The following is a 25,290-nucleotide window of genomic DNA, read 5'->3' as shown; positions in this document are numbered from 1 at the left end:
CCGCAGATCAGCAACGGCAGCAGTTTGAGTTGGGTGGGCACGACAGAGCGGTTGGCAGGCACGGTGACTAGGATTCTTCTGTAGGACCGAGCAGCAATGCTGCCAGTCGCGGCAGCCGCTGCACAGGTTTGTTGTGGATTGGCGTCTTGTGGGCAAGGGGCGAACAAGAGGCTATTTCATTCGTCAGGATTTTAATCTTCGACGATTGTACTATCTAGTTAATTAGCATGCTAAGCGTATAATTGGCGAATTCCACAGCGAGAACCTTCTGTATGAAACGAGTAGAGCGCGCATCCCGCGCGAGCACTTTCATCCTCCTCGGCCTGGGCGTGATCATCGCCCTCCTCGGCCTCGCCCTGGCTACCGGCGGCGTCCGCCTGGTCAGCCTCGGCGGCTCCTGGTATTTCCTCATCGGCGGCCTGGCGATGGCGATTTCCGGCCTGCTGATCGCCCTTCGCAAGCCGGCAGGCGCCTGGCTGTTCGCCGTTTTCCTGGTCGCTACCGGGGTCTGGGCCGTGGCCGATACCGGCCTGACATTCTGGCCGCTGTTCTCGCGGCTGTTCATGTTCAGCGCCATCGGCGTGGTGGTCGCGCTGGTCTATCCGCTGCTGGCCCGCTCGGCAGGCCGCAACGCTGGTCGTGGTGCCTATGGCATCGCCGCTGTGCTGGCGGTGCTGGTGGCCATCGCCGCCGGCAACATGTTCGTCGCCCATCCCAGCGTCGCGCCCACCGGCAAGGGCCCCGGCCTGACGCCGGTGGACCCGGCCCATGCGCAGAAGGATTGGGCGCACTACGGCAACACCGAGGGTGGCAGCCGCTTCGCCGCGCTGGACCAGATCAACCGCGGCAACGTCGACAAGCTGCAGGTGGCCTGGACCTACCACACCGGCGACGTGGCGATCAGCGACGGCAACGGCGCGGAAGACCAGCTCACCCCGCTGCAGGTCGGCGACAAGGTGTTCATCTGCACCCCGCACAACAACCTGATCGCGCTGGACGCGGATACCGGCAAGGAGCTGTGGAAGAACGAGATCAACGCCCAGTCCAAGGTCTGGCAACGCTGCCGTGGCATGGCCTATTTCGATGCCACCAAGGAAATCGCACAGCCGACCCAGCCGAACAGCACGCCGGTCAACGCCGCCAGCGTTCCGGCCGGCGCCAACTGCCAGCGTCGCCTGCTGACCAACACCATCGATGCGCGCCTGATCGCTGTCGACGCCGACACCGGCGAGTTCTGCCAGGGCTTCGGCACTAACGGCCAGGTCGACCTGAAGGCAGGATTGGGCGACGTACCCGATTCCTACTACCAGCTCTCCTCCGCCCCGCTGATGGCCGGCACCACGGTGGTGGTCGGCGGCCGTGTCGCGGACAACGTCCAGACCGACATGCCCGGCGGCGTGATCCGTGGTTTCGACGTCATCACCGGCGCCATGCGCTGGGCCTTCGACCCGGGCAACCCGCAAGACAAGCAGGCCCCGGCGGACGGCAAGAGCTACGTACGCAGCACGCCCAACAGCTGGGCGCCGATGTCCTACGACCCGGCGATGAACACCGTCTTCCTGCCCATGGGCAGTTCCTCCACCGACATCTATGGCGTGGAGCGGACGAAACTCGACCACACCTACGGCGCTTCGATCCTTGCTCTGGACGCTACGACCGGCACGCAGAAGTGGGTCTACCAGACCGTGCACAACGACCTCTGGGACTTCGACCTGCCGATGCAGCCGAGCCTCGTCGACTTCCCCGTGTCCGACGGCAAGACCGTTCCAGCAGTCGTCATCGGCACCAAGGCCGGGCAGATCTACGTACTCGACCGCGCCACCGGCAAGCCGCTGACCGAGGTCAAGGATGTGCCGGTCAAGCCGGGCAACATCCCCGACGAGCCCTACTCGCCGACCCAGCCGAAGTCCGTTGGCATGCCGCAGATCGGCGCGCAGACCCTCAGCGAGTCGGACATGTGGGGCGCCACGCCCTATGACCAGCTGCTGTGCCGCATCGACTTCAAGAAGATGCGCTACGACGGCCTCTACACCGCACCGGGCACCGACCTGTCGCTGAGCTTCCCCGGCTCCCTGGGCGGCATGAACTGGGGCAGCCTGTCCACCGACCCGGTGCACGGCTTCATCTTCGTCAACGATATGCGCCTGGGCCTGTGGATCCAGATGATCCCTTCGGCCAACAAGGGCGCGGCCGCCGGCGGTGGCGAGGCACTGAACACCGGCATGGGCGCCGTGCCGCTCAAGGGCACGCCCTACGCGGTGAACAAGAACCGCTTCCTCTCGGTGGCCGGCATCCCGTGCCAGGCGCCGCCGTTCGGCACCCTCACCGCCATTGACCTGAAGACCCGCCAGGTGGCCTGGCAGGTACCGGTGGGCACTGTGGAAGACACCGGCCCGCTGGGTATCCGCATGCACCTGCCGATTCCCATCGGCCTGCCGACCCTTGGCGGCACGCTGTCCACCCAGGGCGGCCTGGTATTCATCGCCGGCACCCAGGACTTCTACCTGCGCGCCTACGACAGCAGCAACGGCGAGGAGATCTGGAAGGCCCGCCTGCCCGTCGGCAGCCAGGGCGGCCCGATGACCTACGTGTCGCCGAAGACCGGCAAGCAATTCATCGTCGTTACCGCCGGCGGTGCGCGTCAGTCCACCGACCGTGGCGACTACGTGATGGCCTACGCGCTGCCCGACACCCCGACAGCCAGCCAGTAACCCTCCCATCGCGCCCGTCTTGTGCGGGCGCCTCCTTCCGGCGCGGCACTCCCACCGCGCCTTTTTTATTCGCTTCAAGCTCAGGAAATTCCATGCGCACTTCCCTTCGCCTCACGCCCGGCCTGCTGCTGTGCGTCGCCTCGCTGCCTGCGCTGGCCGCAGAAGGCCTGCTCGAACGATCCACGATGACCGGCGACTGGGGCGGCCTGCGCCACCAGTTGGAAGAAGATGGCGTCAAGTTCACCGGCGACTACAGCGGCGAGACCGCCTACAACGCCCACGGCGGCCTGCACCGTTCCGCGCGCTATTCGCAGAACATCAAGCTGGGCGTGCAGTTCGACCTGTCGAAACTCTACGGCCTGGAGAATGGCGGCAAGGTCCAGCTGACCATCAACGACCGCCGCGGCAACAGCGCCTCGGAAGACCTGGTGGGCAACCGCCTGCCGATCCAGGAAAACTACGGCGGCCTCTATACCCGCCTGACCGAGCTGAGCTACGAGCGCGACCTGGGCCAGGCGGTGAACCTCAAGCTCGGCTACATGGCCATGGGCAATGACGTCGGCGGGCTCGACAGCGGCATCCTCTGCAACTTCATGAACGCCGGCTTCTGCGGCCACCCGCTGAACATGTCCGGCGGCAGCGGCTGGACCAACTACCCCAACGCGCACCTGGGCGCACGGGTGAAGTACAGCTTCGCTCCGGACTGGCAACTGCGCATCGCCGCGTTCAACGTCGACCCGGAAAGCAACGGCAACTCCAGCCGCGCCTGGCACCTCACGCCCAAGCACACCACCGGCACCGTGGTGCCCATCGAACTGGTCTACAAGCCTCAGGGCGAATTGCCCGGCGAGTACAAACTGGGCTGGTACTACGACAGCTCCGACGTACAGCGCATCGGCAGCGACAAGCAGGTTTCCGGCCGCAGCGGCCACTACCTGCTGGTGGACCAGACCGTGTGGAACGACCTGGCCTCGAAGGGGCGCAGCCTGCACCTGTTCGGCCAGGCTTCGGCCGCCAGCAGCGCCGCCTCGCCCTTCACCAAGTGGTACGGCGCAGGTGTAGTGCTCTACAAGCCCTTCGAAGGCCGCCCGAAAGACAGTCTCGCGCTGGGTTACGGCCGCGCCGTACCCAACCCGCGCAGCCGCGAAGTGCAGGAGAACAACGTCCTCGCCAATGGCCAGGACTACCCGAACCTGGACAGCGGCGAACAGCTCATCGAGCTGAGCTACGGCTACCAGGCCACGCCCTGGCTGACCCTGCGCCCTGACCTGCAGTACGTCATCGAACCGGGGGCCTTCTCCGGCCAGGACATCGACAACGCCCTGCTGCTCGGCCTGCAGGTGAAAGCCAGCTTCTGAGAAACGCGATCCTGAGACAAATTGATACAGTAACCCCATGATTCATAGGACTTTTCTTATACAAATAGCACGCCTGTACTCCTAAACTGGCCTGTCACCCTGCGGGAACACCCGCGGGACGTTGACACCGGTTATAGGGAGCTACTCATGCCCGGTTGGTATGAAATCAAGGAACTCAGCAGCGGCAACCGTCGCGTTCTGCTCAAGAACACTGCCCACGGTACTCTGCTGGAAACTCCGGCCTACCCGACACAGGAGGCAGCCGAGCAGGCCATCAACAGCCTCCGCAGCTCCTGTGCGGCCGTCGAGCGCTACAAGCGCCAGATGTCCCCCGGCGGCAAGAATTTCTTCGTGATCCGCGATAACACCGGTGCAGAACTGCTGACCAGCAAGCTGTACGACTCCGAGGCCGCACGTGACCAGGCGATCGCAACGATCGCCCAGGCCGGCCTCAGCTCGGAGCTGCGTGCGCACGCCTGAGTGACGAGTGAATGAAAGAGCCCCGCGCAATGCGGGGCTTTTTTGTGGGTGATTGGTTTTCCGAACAGCCATCCCCCGCGGTGCCGAATCGGCCCCTAACGCACCGGCAATGCCAGCGTCCGCGTCTTTGCGGAATTCTGATATCGCCCCACCCCGCCCCCTTCGTACCTTCTGCCTGCCCGGCGCATCCGACGCCGGGAGCGTGCAACCCACAAAACAACAAGAAGGGCCCGCCCCATGACTCCACGCATTCATCCGTCGGCGCACGCCGATGCCCTCCCTTGCCCGCTGCGCCCCGGCGCTCGTGGCTGACTGCCGTCCACTCTCTCGATCAATTACAGGCAAGGGACAACCACCATGCTCAAACAAGGCGTACTCCGCTGGCCCCAGATCGCCGGGCTCGGCATTTCACTGGTCATCGCCGGGCAGTTCTCCGGCTGGAACTACGGCCTGGCCAGTAGCGGCTGGGCCAACATGCTCGTCGCCACCCTGCTGATGGCCGTACTCTGCGGCGGCCTGGCGCTGTGCGTGTGCGAACTCTCCACTGCTCGGCCCCATGCCGGCGGCGTGTTCGCCTACGCGCAGCTGGCCTTCGGCCCCTTCGTCGGCTACCTGGTCGGCGCCGCCTGCGCGCTGGCGCTGACCATCGGCACGGGCGCGGCGGCCAACTTCCTCGCCGCCTACATGGAGTCGGTATTCGGCTTCGGCGGCTGGCCGGTGCGCATCGACCTGTTCGCCGTGATCATCGGTATCCACATCATCGGCGTCGGCGAGGCCCTGGGCCTGACCCTGCTGGCCGGCGCCGTGGCCGCCATCGCCCTGCTGGCCTTCGGCGGCGCCATGCTGCCCCACGTGCACTGGGAAAACCTGCTGCCCACGGCTGGCAGCGCACTGCCGGGCATAAGCGTCGCCGGCGTGTTCGCCTGCGTACCGTTCGCCATCTGGATGTTCATCTGCCTGGAGCAGGTCGCCTCCGCTGCCGAGGAAGCTGCAGACCCCGGCCGCAGCATGCCGCGTGGGATCATCGCCGCTGTCGGTACCCTCCTGCTGACGGCCCTGACCGTGGTGATCAGCGCGCCGGGCGCAGCCGGCGTGGAAGTGGTCGGCAACGCCGGCGATCCGCTGTACGCCGCCATGACCCACGGCGGGCTGTACGGCGAGCGCGACTGGCTGCCGCTGCTGGTCGGCTCCGGCGCCGTGTGCGGGCTGCTGGCGACCTTCTTCTCGGTGGTGTTCTCGGCTTCCCGCCAGTTGTTCGCCCTGTCCCGCGACGGTTTCTTCCCTGCAGCGCTGGCCCGCACCAACCGCCGAGGCGCGCCCTACGTCGCCCTGCTGGTGCTGACCGTGATCGGCCTGCCGCTGACCCTGGTGCCGCCGGAAAAACTCCTGCTGTGCATCGTCCTGCTGCTGGGCAGTTGCCACCTGGTGCTGTTCGCCGCGTACCTGCGCCTGCACCGCAGCCAGCCCGGCCTGGCGCGCCCGTTCCGCCTGCGCGGCGGCCCTGTGATCGCCAGCGTCGGCATGCTGCTGACCCTCGTGGTCATCGCCGCCTGCTTCCAGCTGGAAGTGGCCATGCTCAGCGCCCTGGCGCTGGTGGTCGCCGCACTGATCCTCAACTACCTGCTGCGCGCTGCCACCCGCGCCGGCAAGCCCCTGGAGAATGTCGAGAATGTCTGAACCAACCCTGCTGCAACGCCGCCACCAGGTCATGGGCGATGCCTCGCCGCTGTTCTACGACGAGCCGCTGGAGCTGGTGAAAGGCGAAGGCGTCTGGCTCATCGACGCCAACGGCAAGCGTTACCTGGACTGCTACAACAACGTGCCCTGCGTCGGCCATTGCCACCCGAAAGTGGTCGCGGCCATGGCCGAACAGGCGGCGACATTGAACATTCATACCCGCTACCTCAACGAGCGTGTGGTGCGCTACGCCGAGAACCTCACCGCGACCTTCGCCGAGCCACTGGACAGCCTGATGTTCACCTGCACCGGCAGCGAGGCCAACGAGCTGGCCCTGCGCATGGCGCGCTTCGTCACCGGCAACCAGGGCGTGATCGTCAGCGACTACAACTACCACGGCAACACCACCTCGCTGGCGGCGGTAACCACGGCATTGCCCAGCTCCGAACCGTTCTCGGCCCATGCGCGGGCGGTGCCGATTCCCTGCCTGTATCAGGCAGACGGTACGCCCGAGCAAGTCGCCGATCGCTACGTGGCCAAGGTCGCCGAAGCCATCGCCGAGCTGCAGGCCGCCGGCGTCGGTCTGGCCGCCATGCTGATCGACACCCTGTTCGCCAACGAAGGCATCCCGCGCCTGCCGGCCGGCTACCTGGAGCGCGTGGCCAAGCTGGTGCGCGATGCAGGCGGCCTGCTGATCGCCGACGAGGTGCAATCGGGCTTCGCCCGTACCGGCGAGCACCTGTGGGGCCATCAGGCACACCCGTTCGTGCCGGACATCGTCACCCTCGGCAAACCCATGGGCAACGGATTCCCCCTGGCCGGGCTGGTGACCTCGCGCGAGCGCGTCGAGACCTTCGGCCGCGCCAACCTGTACTTCAACACCTTCGGCGGCTCGCCAGTGGCCGCCGCAGTCGGCCAGGCAGTACTCGACGTGATCGCCGAGGAAGACCTGCAAGGCAACGCCCTGCGCCAGGGCGCGAAGCTCAGCGCAGAACTGCATCGCCTGGCCGAGCGCCATTCGATCATCGGCGACGTGCGCGGCAAGGGCCTGTTCTTCGCCGTGGAACTGGTACGCGACCGCACCAGCCGCGAGCCGGCCGGGCTCGAAGCGCGACGTATCGTCAACGCCATGCGCCAGCGCGGCGTGCTGATCAGCAAGATCGGTGGCGCCGACAACATCCTCAAGATCCGCCCGCCGCTGCCCTTCCAGGCCGAACACGGCGAGCTGTTCATCGACACCCTGGACCAGGTCCTGGGCGAGCTTTGAGGGAATCTGACATGACTGACTTCTCTTCACTCGACCACGACCAGCAGATCGCCTGCCTGCGCGACCTGGCGCTGGATGCCCTGCGCCACTGGGACGGCGACTTCGTCGGCCTGGAACTGCTCAAGTACCGCGAGAACGCCGTGTTCTGCGCCACCCGCAGCGACGGCACGCGCAGCGCCCTGCGCGTGCACCGCGACGGCTACCACAGCGAAGCGGCGCTGCGCTCCGAGCTGACCTGGATGGAGCAACTGGCCGCCGGCGGCATTGGCGTGCCGACCATCATCCGCACCCGCGACGGCGAGCACCTGGCCGAAGTGCGCAGCGCCGCGCTCGATGAGCCGCGCTATGTCGACATGCTTGGCTGGCTGTCCGGCAGCACATTGGGTTCGGCGGAACAGGGCCTGAGCGCCGACGGTGACATCGAGGCGCTGTTCCACAAGGCTGGCGCCGTGGCCGCGCGCATCCACCTGAATTCGGCCCAGTGGCGACAGCCCAACGAGTTCACCCGCCACGCCTGGGACGAAGAGGGGTTGGTCGGCGCCAATCCGTTCTGGGGCCGCTTCTGGGAACTGGACCTGCTCGCCGACGATGAGCGCGAGCTGCTCCAGCGCGCCCGCCAGGAGGCGCGCATGGATTTGCGCCGCTACGGCCGCAGCCTGGGCAACTTCGGCATGATCCACGCCGACCTGGTGCCCGAGAACCTGCTGCTGGAGGCGGGCGAGTTGCAGCTGATCGACTTCGACGACGCCGGCTTCGGTTGGCACATGTTCGAACTGGCCACGGCGCTGTACTTCTGCCAGGACGACCCGCGCCTGGCGCAGATCGAAGCCGCGCTGCTGGCCGGCTACCACTCGGTCAAGCCGCTCTCCGCCGCGGACCGCGCCGCCCTGCCGCTGTTCCTCGCCCTGCGCGGCACGACGTACCTGGGCTGGGTGCACACCCGACGCAACAGCCAGACGGCCAAGGAACTGGCACCGATGCTGATCGAACGCGCCTGCACCCTGGCCCGCGCCTACCTGGCGAGCCGCTGAATCTGGCAGAGCGCCACAAGCCCCTGGCGTGCAGGCACAATCCTGCACGCCAGCGCTGACCGATACTCGGCGCACAACCGAGGTGAACCGTCATGACCGGCATAGCCCGCCACCAGGCAACCGACTCCGATGAACTGGCCTGCGCCCTCGCGGGCTGGAGCCAGGACTACACCCAGCTCGGCCACGGCCGCTTGCAGGCGGAACTGCTGCACGTGCAGTTGCCCGACGCCTCGCTGATCTACGAACACTCCAATCTGCACCTGCACGAAAACATGGCGCCGCCGGACGACCATCTGGTGATCGGCCTTCCTCTGCGCGCCGGTCGCGATTCCCGCTTCAACGGCCAGGCGCTACACGACGACACCCTGCTGGTGCTCGAAGGCGGGCGCGAGCTGGAAATCTGCGCCGCCGGCGAGATCCACATGCTCGGCCTGACCTTCAGCCAACCGCAGCTGGAACGCCTGCTCGGCGCCGAGGAGCGCGAGCTGTTCGAGCGCGCATTGTCCCAGGGCCGCCTGCAGCTCTCGTCCATCGGCGCGGGCGCGCTGCGGTCCAGTCTGTGCGACGCCATCGCCTCCTTCGAAGACGAGCCGTGGCGCACCGGCGACCCACAACAGGCCGGCCATGCCGTTGCGCTGGTGCTCAGTCATGTCCTGCAGGCGCTGGAGGAAATCCTCCCGAACACGGCGCGCGAGGGCACACCGCGCTCCCTGCCGCAGCATCGCCGCCTGGTGCTGGCCGCCATCGAACGGATGCAGACGGATCTCTCGCACCCCTTGTCGCTGCTGGAGCTGAGCCAGAACCTGAACACCAGCCAGCGCACCCTGCAGTACTGCTTCCGGCAGATCTGCCAGAGCACGCCGCAGCAGTTCTTCCTCAGCCTGCGCCTGGCCGAGGCGCGGCGACGGCTCAAGCAGGAGCCGCAGCAAAGCATCACGCACCTGGCGCTGGACCTGGGGTTTGCCAGCTCCAGCCATTTTTCGGCCTTGTATAAGCGCCTGTACGCCGAACAACCCTCCGTAATCTCCCGTACACGCTGATCGGCTTTATCTGTAGGAACGAGCTTGCTCGCGAACAAATTCACCGGCAGTTCCCGAGTCAATCGGGTTCGCGAGCCAGGACTGGGCGTCCCCTCGGCCCTGCAAAAGACACTCCCAGCCGATCTGGCAACCACACCCAATCACTTGGCAGACACACGCAACGGCACAACGCCAGCCCTTACTTAGCATCGGCAGAAGTCTCATCCCCCAATCGACAATAACGAAACGGATGCCTTCGCCATGACCCACGCCGCCGTGCTGCGCCCCACCCTGCTCGCCCTGCTCATCGCCGGCGCCAGCAGCTCCGCCAGCGCCTACCAGCTGTACGCCACCGACGACACGCACCTGAACGCCGATCTCTCGGCGACCTTCGGGCTGTTCCACAGCCAGGAACGCTACAACATGACCGGCACGCTGGACGAGGGCTCGTCCTCCTGGCAGGAAGGCTTCATCAAGTACGGCCTGAGCGGTGACCAGAAACTCGGCGGCGCTGGCACCGCCTACGGCGCGTTCAACCTGCTCAGCTCCGGCACCTGGGGCGACGGCGACGCCGCCGGCTTCAGCGACGGCTCCGAGCGCACCACCAAGATCGAAGACGCCTACGCCGGCTGGCGCTCGGCCGGGCTGTTCCCGATGCTGGGCGAGGACGGCATAGACCTGTCCTTCGGCCGCCAGAACATCGTGGTCGGCGATGGCTTCCTGATCGATGGCGACGCCCTGAACATGGGCAAGGGCCTGGCCGATGGCGAATACAACCGTGGCGGTGGCTACTACCTGGCAGCGCGCCGTGACTTCGACGAGACCGCCGTGTTGCGCATCGGCGGCAAGGAAGGCTGGCGTGGCGACCTGATGCGTTTGAAATCCGACAACCGCGCCCAGGCCAACTCCGAGCTATACGTCGCCACCCTGGAACACGTCGCCCCGGAAGCGACTTTCGGTCTGACCTACATCGATGTCACCGACATCGACGAACGCTACGCCTCGCCCATCCAACTCGACCGTAAGGACATGAAGACCTACAGCCTGCGCGGCACCGGTAACGCCGGCGTGGAGAACCTGTTCCTTTCCGGCGAATACGCCTGGCAGGACAAGCGCGACGCCCAGTACAGCGACGACACCGCGAACGCCTGGTACCTCGAAGCCGGCTGGACCTTCTCCGACATCGCCTGGAAGCCCTACGTCAGCTACCGCTTCAGCCGCTTCTCGGAAGGCTACGACACGCTCTTCTACGGCTTCAGCCGTGGCTTCGGCACCTGGTTCCAGGGCGAAGTGGCAGGCAACTATTCCGGCCCGTTCAACAACAACACCCGCGTGCACAACATCGGCGCCAAGGTCACCCCGCTGGAAAACCTGTCCATCGGCGCGCAGTTCTTCGACTTCCACACCCTCGACACCGACCTGGGCAACACCGACGGCCGCGAGCTGGACCTCTACGCCGAGTGGGCGATCAACGAACACCTGGTGATCATCCCGCTGGTGGGCCTCTACCAGCCGAAGAAGAGCGCGGCCGAAGGCGGCACGCAGATCGGCAACGACGACAGCAACCTCTACAGCCAGCTGCTGTTCTCCACCACCTTCTGATCCAACGAAAGCGAGCCCGCCATGCCCAGCCTCCTGACTTCGATCCAGGGCCGCATCACCTGGCTGGCGGGCCTCTGCCTGCTGCTGGTCTCCAGCGTGCTGATCGGCCTGTCGCTGTACCAGGCGCGACAGGACAGCCAGACCATCGGGCACGACAGCGGCGAACTCTTCGCCGCCTCCGCGCGGCACAACCTGGAAACCCAGGGCCAGGTTCAGGCCCTGCTGATCCGCGCGCGTTTGCAAAACAACCTGCTGCTCGGCGAAGGCCTGTCGCGCACCGTGCAGACCCTTCGCGCACAGCAACGTCAGGGCATTCTCGATCCCGCCGCATTGCGCAACGCACTTAACCAGGCGATGGCAGAAACCCTCGGCGCGCACCCGGAACTGCTCGGCCTGTTCCTGGTATTCCAGCCCGATGCGCTGGACGCCGCAGACGCCCAGTTCGCCGCCCGTGAAGACCTGGGCAGCAACGAAACCGGGCGCTTTGCCCTCTACCTGCTGCAGAACGGCAAGGAGACCCAGCGGGTGATCGGCACCGAGCAAGTCCTCGGCGACGCCACGCCCGGTCCCAGCGGCCAGCCCTACAACGCCTTCTTCACCTGCTCCACCACTCACGCCCGCCCCTGCGTGCTCGACCCGTATTTCGACGAAGCCTCCGGCCAGCGCCGGCTGGTCACCAGCGTCACCCTGCCCGTGCTGGAAAACGGCAAGGCAATTGCCACCCTCGGCTTCGACATCGACCTCGCCACCCTCCAGCAGAGCAGCGTGGAAGGCAGCCGCAGCCTGTTCGACGGCCAGGGCCGCATCCGTATCCTCAGCCCAAACGGGCTGGTCGCCAGCGACAGCGGCGATGCCTCGAAGCTGGGGCAGAAGTTCGGCGACAAGACCGTGCTCGCCGAGATTGCCGCCGGGCGCTCGCAGTCCAGCGACGACGGCGATTCCATCAACGTGCTGCACAGTCTCGCCCCGGTGCCGGATGCTGCCCCGTGGGGAATCCTGCTCAGCGTGCCGCGCGCGGTGATGCTAGCCCCGGCGGAACGTCTCAAGGGCACGCTGGACGACCTGCGCTGGCGCAGTACTGCACTGGAGATCGGCATCGGTGTCGCCGCCGGCCTGCTCGGCATGCTGCTGGTGGCGCTCACCGCGCTGGGCATCAGCCGGCCGATCCTGCGCCTGGCGCGCATGCTCGAAGACATCGCCGATGGCGAAGGCGACCTCACCCGCCGCCTCGACTACCCGCGCCGCGACGAACTGGGCCGCCTCGCCACCGCCTTCAACCGCTTCCTCGACAAGCTGCAACCGAGCATCGCCGCCGTGCAGTCAGCCACCCGCGAAGCCCATGCCACCGCCGACCGCTCCGCGCAGATCGCCCGGCAGACCAGCGACGGCATGCAGCAGCAGTTCCGCGAGATCGACCAGGTCGCCACCGCGCTGCACGAGATGTCCGCCACCGCGCAGGATTCGGCACGCAGCGCCGCTCGCGCCGCCGAAGCTGCGCGCACCGCGGAGCAGGCCTGCGATGACGGCTTCCGCACCCTCGACGCGACCAACAGCGGCATCGACCTGCTGGCCGCCGGCATGCACCAGGCCATGGCGGAACTGCAGCAACTGGCGGCGAGCAACGAGCAGATCGGCTCGATCCTCGAAGTCATCTGCGGCATCGCCGCGCAGACCAACCTGCTGGCCCTCAACGCCGCCATCGAAGCGGCGCGCGCAGGGGACGCAGGGCGTGGTTTTGCCGTGGTCGCGGACGAAGTGCGCGGGCTGGCCCGGCGCACTCAGGAATCGGTAGAGGAAATTCGCCAGGTGATCGAAAACCTGCAAGCCCGGGGTCACTCGGTAACTCAGGCCATGCAGGGCAGTTTCAGCCAGGCCCAGGGCAACGTCGATCAAGCGCGGCAGGCCATCGATGCACTACGCCGGATCGGCGAGGCGGTGAACCTGATCAGCGAAATGAACCTGCAGATCGCCAGCGCGGCGGAGGAACAGAGCAGCGTCGCCGAGGAGATCAACCGCAATATCGCCGGTATCCGCGATGTCACCCAGACCATTTCCGAACACGCACAACAGGCCGCCGGCGCCAGCCGCTCATTGAACGAACTGGCCAGCCGGCAGCAGGGATTGGTGGAGCAGTTCCGCGCCTGATTCAGATGTCGCTGCAGCGCGGGGTCTGGCGCAGATACTTGACGGTGTGCTGCTGGCCCTGGGAATCCAGGTAGACCATGGTGGCCTGGCTGACTTCGCAGCGCTCGTTGGGTTGGCTGATGCTCAGCACCTTGGCGACGTCCAGCGGCATGCCGTAGTGGTAAACGGCAGCATCGTCGGCGAAGGCGCTGAAGGACAACAGCAAGGCGGGGATGGCAAAGAGTGCATGTAGAGCGGATTTCATGGCGGGAACCTCAGGGATCACGCGGGTCGCGTCGATCGTGGCCCACTGCCATAAATCTAGCCGATGAGACCTTTCCTACACAGATCGACTTCGACAATGCATTTCTTCAGTTAGCGCAACAATAATGCCTTGCGGGTGTGCCATGGCCTGTGATTGTGACGCTTCCCGCTGTCAGAATGGCAGCATTCGTTCCCGCCCGCCGATTGCAGCCAGGGCGTTCCGCCGCAAGAATGATCGCCATCGATCGGATCGGGAGGCGCCATGAAACGCGTGGCCATGCTGCTGTTCCCCGGCGTGCAGGCGCTGGACGTTTCCGGGCCGCTGGATGTGTTCGCCGAGGCCAATGCCTTCGTTCCTGCCGGCCGGGGTTATCAGGTAATTACCCTGGCCGCCCCGCCGCTGCCTTTGCGCGCGTCCAACGGTCAACTGCTCAGTGCCGATTTCAGCCTCGACCAGGGCGATTGCGCGGCCGATATCCTGCTGGTGCCGGGCGGGCCGCGATTACCCGACGAGGCGCCCGCGCCGGCGTTGCGCGCTTGGCTGCGTGCAGCCTGTGCGCTGGCGCCGCGCTATGGCTCGATCTGCACCGGCGCCTTTCTGCTTGGTCACGCCGGGCTGCTGGACGGCAAACGCGTGACCACCCACTGGAGCGATGCACGGCGCCTGGCCGACTTGTTCCCGCAGGCGCAGGTGGAACCGGACCGCATTCATGTGCGCGATGGCGCGCTGGTGACCTCGGCGGGCGTCACGGCAGGGATCGACCTCGCGTTGGCGCTGGTGGCGGAAGACCACGGCGCGGCGGTGGCCTTGTCCGTGGCGAAACGCTTGCTGGTGGTCGCCCAGCGCCAGGGCGGACAATCGCAGTTCAGCCCCTTCCTTCAGGCGCCGGCCGACGAAACCTCGCCCGTGGCGCGTATCCAGCGCTACGTTCAGGAAAACCTCGACCAACCGCTGGGCGTACCGCAACTGGCCGCCGAAGTGGCGATGAGCCCGCGCAGCTTCGCTCGTGTGTTCGTCCGCGAGGCAGGCGTAACCCCTGCGGAATTCGTCCAGCGCGCCCGCATCGACGCCGCACGCGGGCTGCTCGAAGGCGGTGACCTGGCACTGAAAGTGATCGCCTGGCGCTGCGGCTTCGGCAGCCCGGCGCGCATGCGCCTGGTGTTCGTGCAACGCCTGGGCGTGACCCCGACGCAGTATCGGGAGCAGTTCCGCCGCGAGGGCTGACCTGCTTTTTGTAGGAGAAAGCTTGCTCGCGAAGCTGTGGCCTGCGGTGCCCACCCGACCGCGGATAAACCCTCTCCCACAACAGCCCGTACCTATTCCGCTCGAGCGTGGGAGCGGACTTCGTCAGCGATTGCTGTCCGTCCACACGGAAACCTCGGCAGACAGCAGGCTCGCTCCTGCGATGAGCCTGTCCGGCTCAGATCGGCGGCGCCGAGCGCAGCATCACCGACTTCAAGGCGAAGGCCGACTTGATCCCCGCCACGCCGGGAATCTGCGTCAGGGTATTGGTCAGGAACAGCTGGTAGGCCGACAGGTCCTTCACCACCACGCGCAGCATGTAGTCGGCGTCGCCGGTCATCTGGAAGCAGCTCATCACCTGCGGCGCCTGGACGATGCGTTCTTCGAACCGGGCGAGGTAGTCGCCGGTCTGTTTTTCCAGGGACACCGAGACGAACACGCTCATGCCGCCGGACAGGCGCTCCTCGTCGAGGCGGGCGAAATAGCCCTGGATGTAGTGCTCCTCTTCCAGGCGGCGGACCCGGCGCAGCGTCGGGGTCAGCGACAGGCCGATGTTCTGCGCCAGATCGCGCCAGGACAGGCGGCCATCGTCGGCCAGGGCGCGGAGGATTTTCAGGTCGGTGCGGTCGAGATCAGCCATTTTCGATCGTACTACTCAGTGCTGTTTTTATAGTGCAAACACACTAATCCTTAAACTCTGAGCTAGTCAATTTGGAGCAAAAAACCAATCGGTCACACCTATACTGAAACCACAACTACAACAACCGAGGACCTCACCATGAGTGATGTCACCACCCGCCACGCGACCCCGCGCGGCACCTGCACCGTAGCCCGACCCGGCCGGGTGCGCCCGCCAGGCATGGCTTCTTCCGTTCGCTGATCCACACCCACGATCACAACTGGAGACCGCCATGACCGACTACGCCCCACTCCGCCTGCACGTCCCCGAACCCACCGGACGCCCGGGCTGCAAGACCGACTTCTCCTACCTCCATCTCTCGCCCGCCGGCGAGGTGCGCAAGCCCGCCATCGACGTGGAACCCGCGCAAACCACCGACCTGGCCTCCAGCCTGGTACGCGTGCTCGATGACGACGGCAACGCCGTCGGCCCCTGGGCCCCGGAACTGAGCCACGAGCAACTGCTGCGCGGCATGCGCCTGATGCTCAAGACGCGCATCTTCGACGCGCGCATGCTCACCGCCCAGCGCCAGAAGAAGATGTCCTTCTACATGCAGTGCCTCGGCGAAGAGGCCATCGCCACCGCCCACACCATGGCCCTGCGGGACGGCGACATGACCTTCCCGACCTACCGTCAGCAGGGCATCCTGATCACCCGCGACTACCCGCTCAAAGACATGATCTGCCAGCTGCTCTCCAACGAGCAGGACCCGCTCAAGGGCCGCCAGTTGCCGATCATGTACTCCAGCCGCGAGAAGGGTTTCTTCTCCATCTCCGGCAACCTCGCCACCCAGTTCATCCAGGCTGTCGGCTGGGGCATGGCCTCGGCGATCAAGGGCGACACCAAGATCTCGTCGGCCTGGATCGGTGACGGCGCCACCGCCGAATCCGACTTCCACACCGCCCTCACCTTCGCCCACGTCTACCGCGCGCCGGTGATCCTCAACGTGGTCAACAACCAGTGGGCGATCTCCACCTTCCAGGCCATCGCCGGCGGCGAAGGCACCACCTTCGCCAACCGGGGCGTGGGTTGCGGCATCGCCTCCCTGCGGGTGGACGGCAACGACTTCCTCGCGGTCTACGCCGCCTCGCAATGGGCCGCCGAGCGCGCCCGCCGCGGCCACGGCCCGAGCCTGATCGAGTGGGTCACCTACCGTGCGGGCCCGCACTCCACTTCGGACGACCCGTCCAAGTACCGCCCCGCCGACGACTGGACCAACTTCCCCCTGGGCGACCCCATTGCCCGCCTGAAGCAGCACCTGGTCGGCCTCGGCATCTGGTCCGACGACCAGCACGAAGCGCTGAAGAAGGAACTGGAAGCCGAAGTGATCGCCGCGCAGAAAGAAGCCGAACGCCACGGCTCCCTGGTGGACGGCCATGTGTTCAGCGCCGCCAACCTGTTCGACGACGTCTACAAGGACCTGCCGGAACACCTGCGCCGGCAGCGCCAGGAGCTTGGGGTATGAATGCCATGAACCCGCAACACGAGAACGCCCAGGCCGTCACCAGCATGACCATGATCCAGGCGCTGCGCTCGGCCATGGACGTGATGCTCGAGCGCGACGACAACGTCGTGGTGTTCGGCCAGGACGTCGGCTACTTCGGCGGCGTGTTCCGCTGCACCGAAGGCCTGCAGAAGAAGTACGGCACCTCGCGGGTGTTCGATGCGCCGATCTCCGAGAGCGGCATCATCGGCGCCGCCGTCGGCATGGGCGCCTACGGCCTGCGCCCGGTGGTGGAAATCCAGTTCGCCGACTACGTCTACCCGGCCACCGACCAGTTGGTATCGGAAGCCGCGCGCATCCGCTACCGCTCGGTGAACGACTTCACCGTGCCGATGGTGGTGCGCATGCCCTGCGGCGGCGGCATCTACGGCGGGCAGACGCACAGCCAGAGCCCGGAGGCGATGTTCACCCAGGTCTGCGGCCTGCGTACCGTCATGCCGTCCAACCCGTACGACGCCAAGGGCCTGCTGATCGCCTGCATCGAGAACGACGACCCGGTGATCTTCCTCGAACCCAAGCGCCTGTATAACGGCCCGTTCGACGGCCACCACGACCGCCCGGTGACCCCGTGGTCCAAGCACCCGGCCAGCCAGGTGCCCGAGGGCTACTACAGCGTGCCGCTGGACAAGGCCGCCATCGCCCGCCCCGGCTCGGAACTGACCGTGCTGACCTATGGCACCACCGTCTACGTGGCGCAGACCGCCGCCGAGGAAACCGGCATCGACGCCGAGATCATCGACCTGCGCAGCCTCTGGCCGCTGGACCTGGACACCATAGTCCAGTCGGTGAAGAAGACCGGCCGCTGCGTCATCGTCCACGAAGCCACCCGCACTTGCGGCTACGGCGCCGAGCTGATGTCGCTGGTGCAGGAGAACTGCTTCCACCACCTCGAAGCGCCGATTGCCCGCGTCACCGGTTGGGACACGCCCTACCCGCACGCCCAGGAATGGGACTACTTCCCCGGCCCCGCCCGCGTCGGCGCGGCCTTCAAGCGCGCCATGGAGGTCTGAATGGGCACTCATGTCATCAAGATGCCGGACATCGGCGAAGGCATCGCCGAGGTCGAGCTGGTGGAGTGGCATGTCCAGGTCGGCGATGAGGTCCATGAGGACCAGTTGCTGGCGGAAGTCATGACCGACAAGGCCACCGTGGAAATTCCTTCGCCGGTGGCCGGCAAGATTCTCGCCTTAGGCGGCGTGCCCGGCCAGGTCATGGCCGTGGGCGGCGAACTGATCCGCCTGGAAGTGGAAGGCCAGGGCAATCACCGCGAAGCCGCGCAGCAGAAGGCTCATGAAGAAGCTCCAACCCAACCGGCGGAGAAACCTGCGCCGGTAGCCGAAGCAGCGAAGCCGGCTCCACGCGTCGAAAGCAAACCCGTCGCCCCGGCCGTGCGCCCTGCGCCCTCTCCGGCTCCGCGCCGCGCGCCGGGCGAAAAACCGCTGGCCTCGCCGGCGGTACGCCAGCGGGCTCGCGACCTGGGCGTGGAACTGCAGTTCGTCCAGGGCAGCGGCCCGGCCGGGCGCATTCTCCAGGAGGACCTGGAACACTTCCTCGAACATGGCGGCGCCACCATCGCCTCCGGCTACGCCGCGCGTCACGACGAACAGCAGATCCCGGTGATCGGCCTGCGCCGCAAGATCGCGCAGAAGATGGCCGAGGCCAAGCGACGTATCCCGCACTTCAGCTACGTCGAGGAAATCGACGTCACTGACCTGGAGTCCCTGCGCGTCCACCTCAACGCCAAGCACAGCGCGGCGCGCGGCAAGCTCACGCTGCTGCCCTTCATCGCCCGCGCCATGGTCGTCGCCCTGCGCGACTTCCCGCAGCTCAACGCGCGCTATGACGACGAAGCCGACGTGATCACCCGCTACGGCGCGGTGCACCTGGGCGTCGCCACCCAGAGCGACAACGGCCTGATGGTGCCGGTATTGCGCAACGCCGAATCCCGCGACCTGTGGGGCAACGCCGCGGAAGTGGCGCGGCTGGCCGAAGCCGCGCGCCACGGCAAGGCCAGCCGCGAGGAACTGTCCGGCTCGACCATCACCCTGAGCAGCCTCGGCGCCCTGGGCGGGATCGTCAGCACACCGGTGATCAACTACCCGGAAGTGGCCATCGTCGGCGTCAACCGCATGGTCGAGCGGCCCATGGTGATCAACGGGCAGATCATCGTGCGCAAGATGATGAACCTGTCCTCCTCGTTCGATCACCGGGTGGTCGACGGCATGGATGCGGCGGCCTTCATCCAGGCCGTGCGCGCCCTGCTCGAACATCCCGCCACTCTGTTCATCGACTGACGGAGAGCCGATTCATGAAACAGAACCAGACTCTCGAAACCACCCTGCTGGTGATCGGTGGCGGCCCCGGCGGCTATGTCGCGGCGATCCGCGCCGGCCAACTGGGCATCCGCACCGTGCTGGTGGAGGGCGCAGCCCTGGGCGGCACCTGCCTGAACATCGGCTGCATCCCCTCGAAAGCCCTGATCCACGCCGCCGAGGAATACCTCAAGGCCCGCGAGTTCGCCGGCACCTCGCCGCTGGGCATCAGCGTGCAGGCGCCGAGCATCGACATCCAGCGCACCGTGGAATGGAAGGACGGCATCGTCGACCGCCTGACCACCGGCGTCGCCGCGCTGCTGAAGAAGCATGGAGTCACCGTGGTCAACGGCTGGGCCAGGATCGTCGACGGCAAGACCGTCGAAGTCGAGCTCAGCGAAGGTGGCACCCAGCACATCCACACCGAACACCTGCTGCTGGCGGCCGGTTCGAAATCCGTCGAGCTACCCTTCCTGCCGGTGGGTGGCAACGTCATCTCCTCCACCGAAGCCCTGGCGCCCAAGGCCCTGCCCAAACGCCTGGCGGTGGTGGGCGGCGGCTATATCGGCCTGGAACTGGGCACCGCCTACCGCAAGCTGGGCGTCGAAGTCACGGTGGTGGAAGCGCAGCCGCGCATCCTGCCGACCTACGACGAGGAACTGACCAAGCCGGTGGCCAACGCCCTGCGCAAGCTCGGCATCGAGTTGTACCTGGGCCACAGCGTCATGGGCCTGGAGCCGGACGGCAAAGGCCTGCGCGTGCAGGATGGCGCCGGCTCGCAACGGGTGATCGAGACCGACCAGGTTTTGGTTGCCGTTGGCCGCCATCCCAACACCGCCGGCTGGAACCTCGACACCCTGCGCCTGGACATGAACGGCCGCGCCGTGCGCATCGACGAGCAGTGCCGCACCTCGATGCGCGACGTCTGGGCCATCGGCGATATCGCTGGCGAGCCCATGCTGGCCCACCGCGCCATGGCCCAGGGCGAGATGGTCGCCGAGATCATCGCCGGCAAGCGCCGCGCCTTCACGCCCACGGCAATCCCGGCAGTGTGCTTCACCGATCCGGAACTGGTGGTGGTCGGCCTGTCGCCCGAGCAGGCCCAGGCCGCAGGCTACGAGGTGCTGACGGCGAATTTCCCGTTCGCCGCCAACGGTCGCGCCATGACCCTGGAGTCCAGCGATGGCTTCGTCCGCGTGGTGGCACGCAAGGACAACCACCTGATCCTCGGCTGGCAGGCGGTAGGCAAGGCGGTCTCCGAGCTGTCCACGGCGTTCGTGCAGTCCTTGGAAATGGGCGCCTGCCTGGAAGACATCGCCGGCACCATCCACGCCCACCCAACCCTTGGCGAAGCCGTGCAGGAAGCTGCGCTGCGCGCGCTGGGACATGCCTTGCACGTCTGAAGCCTGCACTCTCCAACTGGCTTCCCCCTCCTGACCCGCCGATTGGCGGGTCTTTTTTTGCAGGGCCGAGGAGGACGTCTGGTCCTTGCTCGCGAATCTGTGGCCCTGCTGCGGGAGTGCTCCTTGGACGTCCTCGGCGGGCTTGAACCCGTCACGGGCGGAGCCCGCCCCTACCGATGGTCGATCACCGCACGGAATATGATTCTGCACACCTGTGCACAGGGGATTACCTAATCTGGTGAATCATCGACGTTTCCGGCGTTTTGACGATTTATAGGGAATTTTCCTCACCATCTCCGCTTCACCGCCCCGCATTGACCAAATTAACCATTTGGTACATTTTGCTTCTACAGGCCTTTCCTCTGCGGCCATACAAGAACAACGGAGCCATTCCCCATGCCTCACATCCTGCTCGTGCTCAACGGGCCGAATCTCAATCTGCTCGGTACCCGGGAGCCCGCCACCTACGGCCACGAAACCCTCGACGACATCGCCGCGCTCTGCCAACGCACCGGCGCCGAGAGTGGCCTGGAAATCGAATTCCGCCAGACCAACCACGAAGGCGAGCTGATCGACTGGATTCACCAGGCGCGCGGCCGCTGCGCCGGTATCCTGATCAATCCCGCTGCCTGGACCCACACCTCGGTGGCGATCCGCGATGCACTGGCCGCCGTGGAATTGCCGGTGATCGAAGTGCACCTGTCCAACGTGCACAAGCGCGAGGAATTCCGGCACCAGTCGTTCGTCTCCGCTATCGCCGTGGGCGTGATCGCGGGGCTGGGTAGCGACGGTTACCGCGCCGGCATCCAGCACTTCGCCAAGCTGCTGCAGGAGTGAGCCCGATGAGTGAGCACCGTACCGTCCTGGCCGGCCTGATCGGCGCCGGCATCCAGGCTTCGCGCACCCCGGCGCTGCACGAGCGGGAAGGCGACGCCCAGGGTTTTCGCTACCTCTACCGCTTGATCGACCTGGACACCCTGGGCGTCGATTCAGCCGCCCTGCCCGACCTGCTGGCTGCCGCCGAGCGCATGGGCTACACCGGGCTGAACATCACCTTTCCGTGCAAGCAGGCGGTGATTCCGCTGTTGCACGAACTCTCCGATGAAGCGCGCGGCATCGGTGCGGTAAACACCGTGGTGCTGCGTGACGGCAGACGGATCGGGCATAACACGGACTGTCTGGGGTTTGCCGAGGGATTCCGCCGCAACCTCAGTGATGCGCCGCGCGAACGTGTGGTGCAACTGGGGGCCGGTGGCGCGGGCGCTGCGGTAGCCCATGCCCTGCTCAGCGAAGGCGTGGAGCAACTGACGATCTTTGAAGTGGATTCGGCCCGTGCCCAGATGCTGGTGGACAACCTCAACGCCCACTTTGGCGGACAGCGCGCGCGGATCGGTCACGACCTGGCCAGCGCGCTCGCCGAAGCCGACGGGCTGGTCAACACCACGCCAGTCGGCATGGCCAAGCTACCCGGTGCGCCGCTGCCGCTGGAATTGCTGCACACACGCCTGTGGGTGGCGGAGATCATCTACTTCCCGCTGGAGACCGAACTGCTCAGCCACGCCCGCCGCCTGGGCTGTCGCACGCTGGATGGCGGCAACATGGCGGTGTTCCAGGCGGTGAAGGCGTTCGAGTTGTTCAGTGGTGTGAAGGCGAACGCTGAGCGGATGCTGGCGCATTTCGCGACGGTGTGATTCCGCTCTCGCTCCTGCGCCAGGATCCAGATCGAGCGGTTTCGGCAGGAGCGAGCTCGCTCGCGAACCCTCCACGCTCCAAATCCTGCCGGCCTAGGGCTGGACGTAGCGCAACACCGCCTCGACGATCATGTCCTTGTGCCGCGCCTTGATCGCCGGGTCCTCCAGCTCGATCTGGAACAGCGATCCGACCGTGTGGCGGTTGGACACGCGATAGAAGCAGAACCCGCTGATCAGCATATGCACGTCAATGGCCTGCAGGCCGCCACGGAACGCGCCGCTGGCGGCGCCACGCTGGAGGATGTCCTCGATGGTACGCAGGATGTTGCTGTTCATCGAACGGATTGCCTCGGAGCCGGAGGCAAACTGGCCGTAGTGGATGTTCTCGATGCTGACGATGCGCACGAAATCCACGTTGCGGTCGTGGTGGTCGAAGGTGAAATCCACCAGCCGGCGCATGGCTTCCAGCGGCTCCAGCTCAGCCAGGTGCAGCGTCTGCTCGGTGCCGCGGATGTCGCCGTAGAGCTTCTCCAGTACGGCCTGGTAGAGCTGTTCCTTGCTGCCGAAGTAGTAGTAGATCATCCGCTTCGAGGTATTCATGCGCTCGGCGATGGCATCCACCCGCGCCCCGGAAAGACCCTGCTGGACGAACTCGACGATGGCCGCCTGGAGAATATCCTCGCGGGTCTTCTCCGGGTTGTTCTTGCGGCCCCGGCGGGCGGTTTCGGCAGGAATAGGCTGGGTGGCGCTGTCGGCAGTCATGGGCTCGGGCATCGGTCCGCCGGCGCCAGTGCGCCGGCTGTGCGGTGAAAGAATCCGCGGATTATGCGCGCCCCAGCGCCCTTCAGGCAAAGCGCAGCGGGCTCAGACCTTCGGCCGGCGCGTGGTGCCGTTGCGTGCCTGGGCCATGGCCGCCAGGCGCACGGCGACGTTGGCCGCACCATAACCGGCGTAACCGCCGCGCCGCTGGATGACTTCGAAGAAGAAGCGCCCCTCGAACGGTTCGGTATAGACGTGGAACAGCTCGCCGCCGTTGGCATCGCGGTCGTAGAGCACATTGAAGTAGGCCAGCTCGCTGAGGAATTCGTCGTCGAAGTCGAAGCGAGCGGCGAGATCGTCATAGTAGTTGAGCGGAATTTCCAGCAGAGGCACGCCGGCATCCTTGGCCCGCGCCACCTCGGCGAAGATGTCCTCGCAGGCGAAGGCGATGTGGTGCACGCCGGAGCCGCGATAACTGGACAACGCGTGGGAGATGGCGGTGTTGCGGTTCTCCGAGATGTTCAGCGGCAACCGCACGCTGCCGTTGGCGCTGCGCAGGGCGCGGCTCTTCACCAGGCCGTAGGGGTCGGGCAGCACCACTTCGTCGTCGGCCTCGAAGTCGAACAGCCCCTTGTAGAACAGCACCCAGCTGTCCAACCCATCCGCCGGCAGGGCCAGGGCCATGTGGTCGATACGCTGCAGCCGGCCACTGGGCCGGGCCTCGGGATCGAGACGAAAGTCCACGTCATAGATGGTCTGCCCGCTGGCACGCTCTTCAACCAAGTAGATAAGGCTGCCGTCCGGCGCACGCACAGCGGGAATCTCTCGCTCGTTGGGGCCGACCAACCCGCGATACGGCTGGCCCTTGTAGTCCTGTGCACGCTCCAGAGCGCTGGCGGCGCCACGCACGCGCAATGCGGTGGCGCATAACGACGGGCCATGGGCCTCGAAGAAGCTGTGGCCGAAGGAATAGGGTTCGGCGTTGAGCACGATATTGATGTCGCCCTGGCGCAGCAGGCTGACCGCCTTGGAGCAATGTTCGCCGGCGCGGGCGAAGCCCAGGCGCTCCAGCCAGTTGCCCAGGCGCGCGCCAAGGGCTTCGTCCACGGCGAATTCGAGGAACTCCACACCATCAAGCTGGCTGGCCGGTGGCGGCGCGAACAGGCAGTCCAGTTGTTCCTGCGGCATGCCTTCGCCGAGCAGGCGCTCGCGGGTCTTCTCTTCCAGATACAGCAGCGAACGCAGGCCATCGGCGGCGTTGGCCCGCGGCGGCGCGGCGCGGAAGCCGTCGTTGAAGATTTCCAGCGACAGCGGGCCGCGATAGCCACTCTGGAGGATCGGCGCAAGGAAGCCCGGCAGATCGAACTCACCCTGGCCGGGGAAATTGCGGAAGTGCCGGCTCCACTCGAGCACATCCATGGCCAGGATCGGCGCATCGGCCATCTGCACGAAGAAGATCTTCTCCCCCGGAATCTGGGCGATGCCGGCAGGGTCACCCTTCAGCGAAAGGGTATGGAAGCTGTCGAGGATCACACCCAGCGACGGGTGGTCCACCGCGCGCACCAGGTCCCAGACCTGCTGCCAGGTGTTCACATGACGCCCCCAGGCCAGGGCTTCGTAGCCCACGCGCAGGCCACGGGCGCCGGCGCGCTCGGCGGCAAGGCCGAGGTCCTCGAGGAGGAATTCGCGCTCGCCCAGGCAGTCCGCCGCAACGTTGCTGCACATCAGCACCAGGTCGGTGCCCAGTTCCTGCATCAGGTCGAACTTGCGTTCCAGGCGGTCGAGGTTACGTGGCAGGCGGTCGCGGCGGCAGCCCTCGAAGTCGCGGAACGGCTGGAACAGGGTGATTGCCAGCCCCAGATCGGCACACAGGCGGCGCACGTCGCGCGGGCTGCCGCCATGGTAGAGAAGATCGTTCTCGAAGATTTCCACGCCGTCGAAACCGGCGGCGGCGATGGCTTCGAGCTTGTCCGGCAGGGTCCCGCTCAGGGAAACGGTGGCGATCGAACGTTGCATCTCTGAACTCCTGCCGGGCGGGGTGAGGGGCTTGTTGGAATCGGTCTCCGGCTGAGTCCGATTATTCTGGCGGTCCGGGCCGGCAGCAATTTAAAGTGTACTAACTGGTTAGTTTTGTGTTCGATTACCGAACCAAAGGCCGTTTATCGA

General features: G+C 66.1%; 19 protein-coding genes and 2 pseudogenes. 17 read left to right on the top strand and 4 right to left on the bottom strand.

The window, feature by feature from the left end; translation table 11 throughout:
* Window positions 1–272: 272 nt before the first annotated feature.
* From PNI01S_RS08655 to PNI01S_RS28800, 10 genes and pseudogenes are all read left to right on the top strand, one after another.
* The gene (locus PNI01S_RS08655; RefSeq protein ID WP_084357846.1) at window positions 273–2,711 is read left to right on the top strand and encodes a glucose/quinate/shikimate family membrane-bound PQQ-dependent dehydrogenase; all 2,439 of its coding nucleotides are present in this window, start codon (window positions 273–275) and stop codon (window positions 2,709–2,711) included.
* 92 nt (window positions 2,712–2,803) lie between these two features.
* On the top strand, window positions 2,804–4,069 hold the full coding sequence (locus tag PNI01S_RS08650; RefSeq protein WP_084357844.1) for a carbohydrate porin: 1,266 nt from the start codon (window positions 2,804–2,806) through the stop codon (window positions 4,067–4,069).
* A gap of 147 nt (window positions 4,070–4,216) precedes the next feature.
* The gene (locus PNI01S_RS08645) at window positions 4,217–4,549 is read left to right on the top strand and encodes a DUF1508 domain-containing protein (RefSeq protein WP_037013576.1); all 333 of its coding nucleotides are present in this window, start codon (window positions 4,217–4,219) and stop codon (window positions 4,547–4,549) included.
* A gap of 357 nt (window positions 4,550–4,906) precedes the next feature.
* Entirely contained in the window at window positions 4,907–6,226 is a 1,320-nt protein-coding gene (locus PNI01S_RS08640; RefSeq protein ID WP_084357842.1) for an amino acid permease, read from the top strand.
* Window positions 6,219–7,493: an aspartate aminotransferase family protein gene (locus tag PNI01S_RS08635; RefSeq protein ID WP_084357841.1), complete on the top strand. Its 1,275-nt coding sequence runs from the start codon at window positions 6,219–6,221 to the stop codon at window positions 7,491–7,493. Before PNI01S_RS08640 ends, PNI01S_RS08635 begins: the two co-directional genes overlap by 8 nt.
* 11 nt (window positions 7,494–7,504) lie before the next feature.
* On the top strand, window positions 7,505–8,524 hold the full coding sequence (locus tag PNI01S_RS08630) for a phosphotransferase enzyme family protein (protein WP_084357839.1): 1,020 nt from the start codon (window positions 7,505–7,507) through the stop codon (window positions 8,522–8,524).
* A gap of 92 nt (window positions 8,525–8,616) precedes the next feature.
* Window positions 8,617–9,564: a helix-turn-helix domain-containing protein gene (locus PNI01S_RS08625; RefSeq protein ID WP_024762525.1), complete on the top strand. Its 948-nt coding sequence runs from the start codon at window positions 8,617–8,619 to the stop codon at window positions 9,562–9,564.
* Between the two features lie 240 nt (window positions 9,565–9,804).
* Window positions 9,805–11,145: an alginate export family protein gene (locus tag PNI01S_RS08620; protein WP_024762524.1), complete on the top strand. Its 1,341-nt coding sequence runs from the start codon at window positions 9,805–9,807 to the stop codon at window positions 11,143–11,145.
* Window positions 11,146–11,166: 21 nt separating this feature from the next.
* Window positions 11,167–12,432 (top strand): annotated as a pseudogene (locus PNI01S_RS28805) (HAMP domain-containing protein); the annotation flags it as partial.
* 339 nt (window positions 12,433–12,771) lie between these two features.
* Window positions 12,772–13,290: pseudogene (locus tag PNI01S_RS28800) on the top strand (methyl-accepting chemotaxis protein); the annotation flags it as partial.
* 1 nt (window position 13,291) lies between these two features.
* On the opposite strand, the gene PNI01S_RS08610 reads toward PNI01S_RS28800, so the two are convergent.
* Window positions 13,292–13,534, bottom strand: a complete 243-nt coding sequence (locus tag PNI01S_RS08610; RefSeq protein WP_024762522.1) for a DUF2790 domain-containing protein — start codon at window positions 13,532–13,534, stop codon at window positions 13,292–13,294.
* A 261-nt stretch (window positions 13,535–13,795) separates the two neighbouring features.
* On the opposite strand from PNI01S_RS08610, the gene PNI01S_RS08605 reads away from it, so the two are divergent.
* On the top strand, window positions 13,796–14,758 hold the full coding sequence (locus tag PNI01S_RS08605; protein WP_024762521.1) for a GlxA family transcriptional regulator: 963 nt from the start codon (window positions 13,796–13,798) through the stop codon (window positions 14,756–14,758).
* A gap of 196 nt (window positions 14,759–14,954) precedes the next feature.
* On the opposite strand, the gene PNI01S_RS08600 is transcribed toward PNI01S_RS08605, so the two are convergent.
* Window positions 14,955–15,416, bottom strand: a complete 462-nt coding sequence (locus PNI01S_RS08600; protein ID WP_024762520.1) for an Lrp/AsnC family transcriptional regulator — start codon at window positions 15,414–15,416, stop codon at window positions 14,955–14,957.
* A 271-nt stretch (window positions 15,417–15,687) separates the two neighbouring features.
* On the opposite strand from PNI01S_RS08600, the gene PNI01S_RS08595 reads away from it, so the two are divergent.
* The 6 genes from PNI01S_RS08595 (at window position 15,688) to PNI01S_RS08570 (ending at window position 22,365) form a co-directional block, all read left to right on the top strand.
* Window positions 15,688–16,920, top strand: a complete 1,233-nt coding sequence (locus PNI01S_RS08595) for a 3-methyl-2-oxobutanoate dehydrogenase (2-methylpropanoyl-transferring) subunit alpha (RefSeq protein ID WP_084357835.1) — start codon at window positions 15,688–15,690, stop codon at window positions 16,918–16,920.
* On the top strand, window positions 16,917–17,969 hold the full coding sequence (locus tag PNI01S_RS08590; protein ID WP_024762518.1) for an alpha-ketoacid dehydrogenase subunit beta: 1,053 nt from the start codon (window positions 16,917–16,919) through the stop codon (window positions 17,967–17,969). Before PNI01S_RS08595 ends, PNI01S_RS08590 begins: the two co-directional genes overlap by 4 nt.
* Window positions 17,970–19,253: a dihydrolipoamide acetyltransferase family protein gene (locus PNI01S_RS08585; RefSeq protein ID WP_024762517.1), complete on the top strand. Its 1,284-nt coding sequence runs from the start codon at window positions 17,970–17,972 to the stop codon at window positions 19,251–19,253. It abuts the gene before it with no gap.
* Window positions 19,254–19,267: 14 nt separating this feature from the next.
* Window positions 19,268–20,674 (top strand): dihydrolipoyl dehydrogenase, encoded by a 1,407-nt coding sequence (gene lpdA / locus PNI01S_RS08580; protein ID WP_084357832.1) that lies wholly within the window; start codon window positions 19,268–19,270, stop codon window positions 20,672–20,674.
* Window positions 20,675–21,070: 396 nt separating this feature from the next.
* The gene (gene aroQ, locus PNI01S_RS08575) at window positions 21,071–21,511 is read left to right on the top strand and encodes a type II 3-dehydroquinate dehydratase (protein ID WP_065083812.1); all 441 of its coding nucleotides are present in this window, start codon (window positions 21,071–21,073) and stop codon (window positions 21,509–21,511) included.
* A 5-nt stretch (window positions 21,512–21,516) separates the two neighbouring features.
* On the top strand, window positions 21,517–22,365 hold the full coding sequence (locus PNI01S_RS08570; protein ID WP_065083813.1) for a shikimate dehydrogenase: 849 nt from the start codon (window positions 21,517–21,519) through the stop codon (window positions 22,363–22,365).
* 93 nt (window positions 22,366–22,458) lie between these two features.
* Here PNI01S_RS08570 and PNI01S_RS08565 read toward each other — a convergent pair whose 3' ends face one another.
* Together PNI01S_RS08565 and quiC are read right to left on the bottom strand one after the other, a co-directional pair.
* The gene (locus PNI01S_RS08565) at window positions 22,459–23,127 is read right to left on the bottom strand and encodes a TetR/AcrR family transcriptional regulator (RefSeq protein WP_037013584.1); all 669 of its coding nucleotides are present in this window, start codon (window positions 23,125–23,127) and stop codon (window positions 22,459–22,461) included.
* A 102-nt stretch (window positions 23,128–23,229) separates the two neighbouring features.
* A complete protein-coding gene (gene quiC / locus PNI01S_RS08560) occupies window positions 23,230–25,140 on the bottom strand; it encodes a 3-dehydroshikimate dehydratase QuiC (protein WP_084357830.1) in 1,911 nt (636 codons plus the stop codon).
* Between the last annotated feature and the right edge of the window lie 150 nt (window positions 25,141–25,290).

The organism is Pseudomonas nitroreducens NBRC 12694 (assembly GCF_002091755.1).
Taxonomy (GTDB): domain Bacteria; phylum Pseudomonadota; class Gammaproteobacteria; order Pseudomonadales; family Pseudomonadaceae; genus Pseudomonas; species Pseudomonas nitroreducens.
This window is presented reverse-complemented; position numbering and strand designations above follow the sequence as displayed.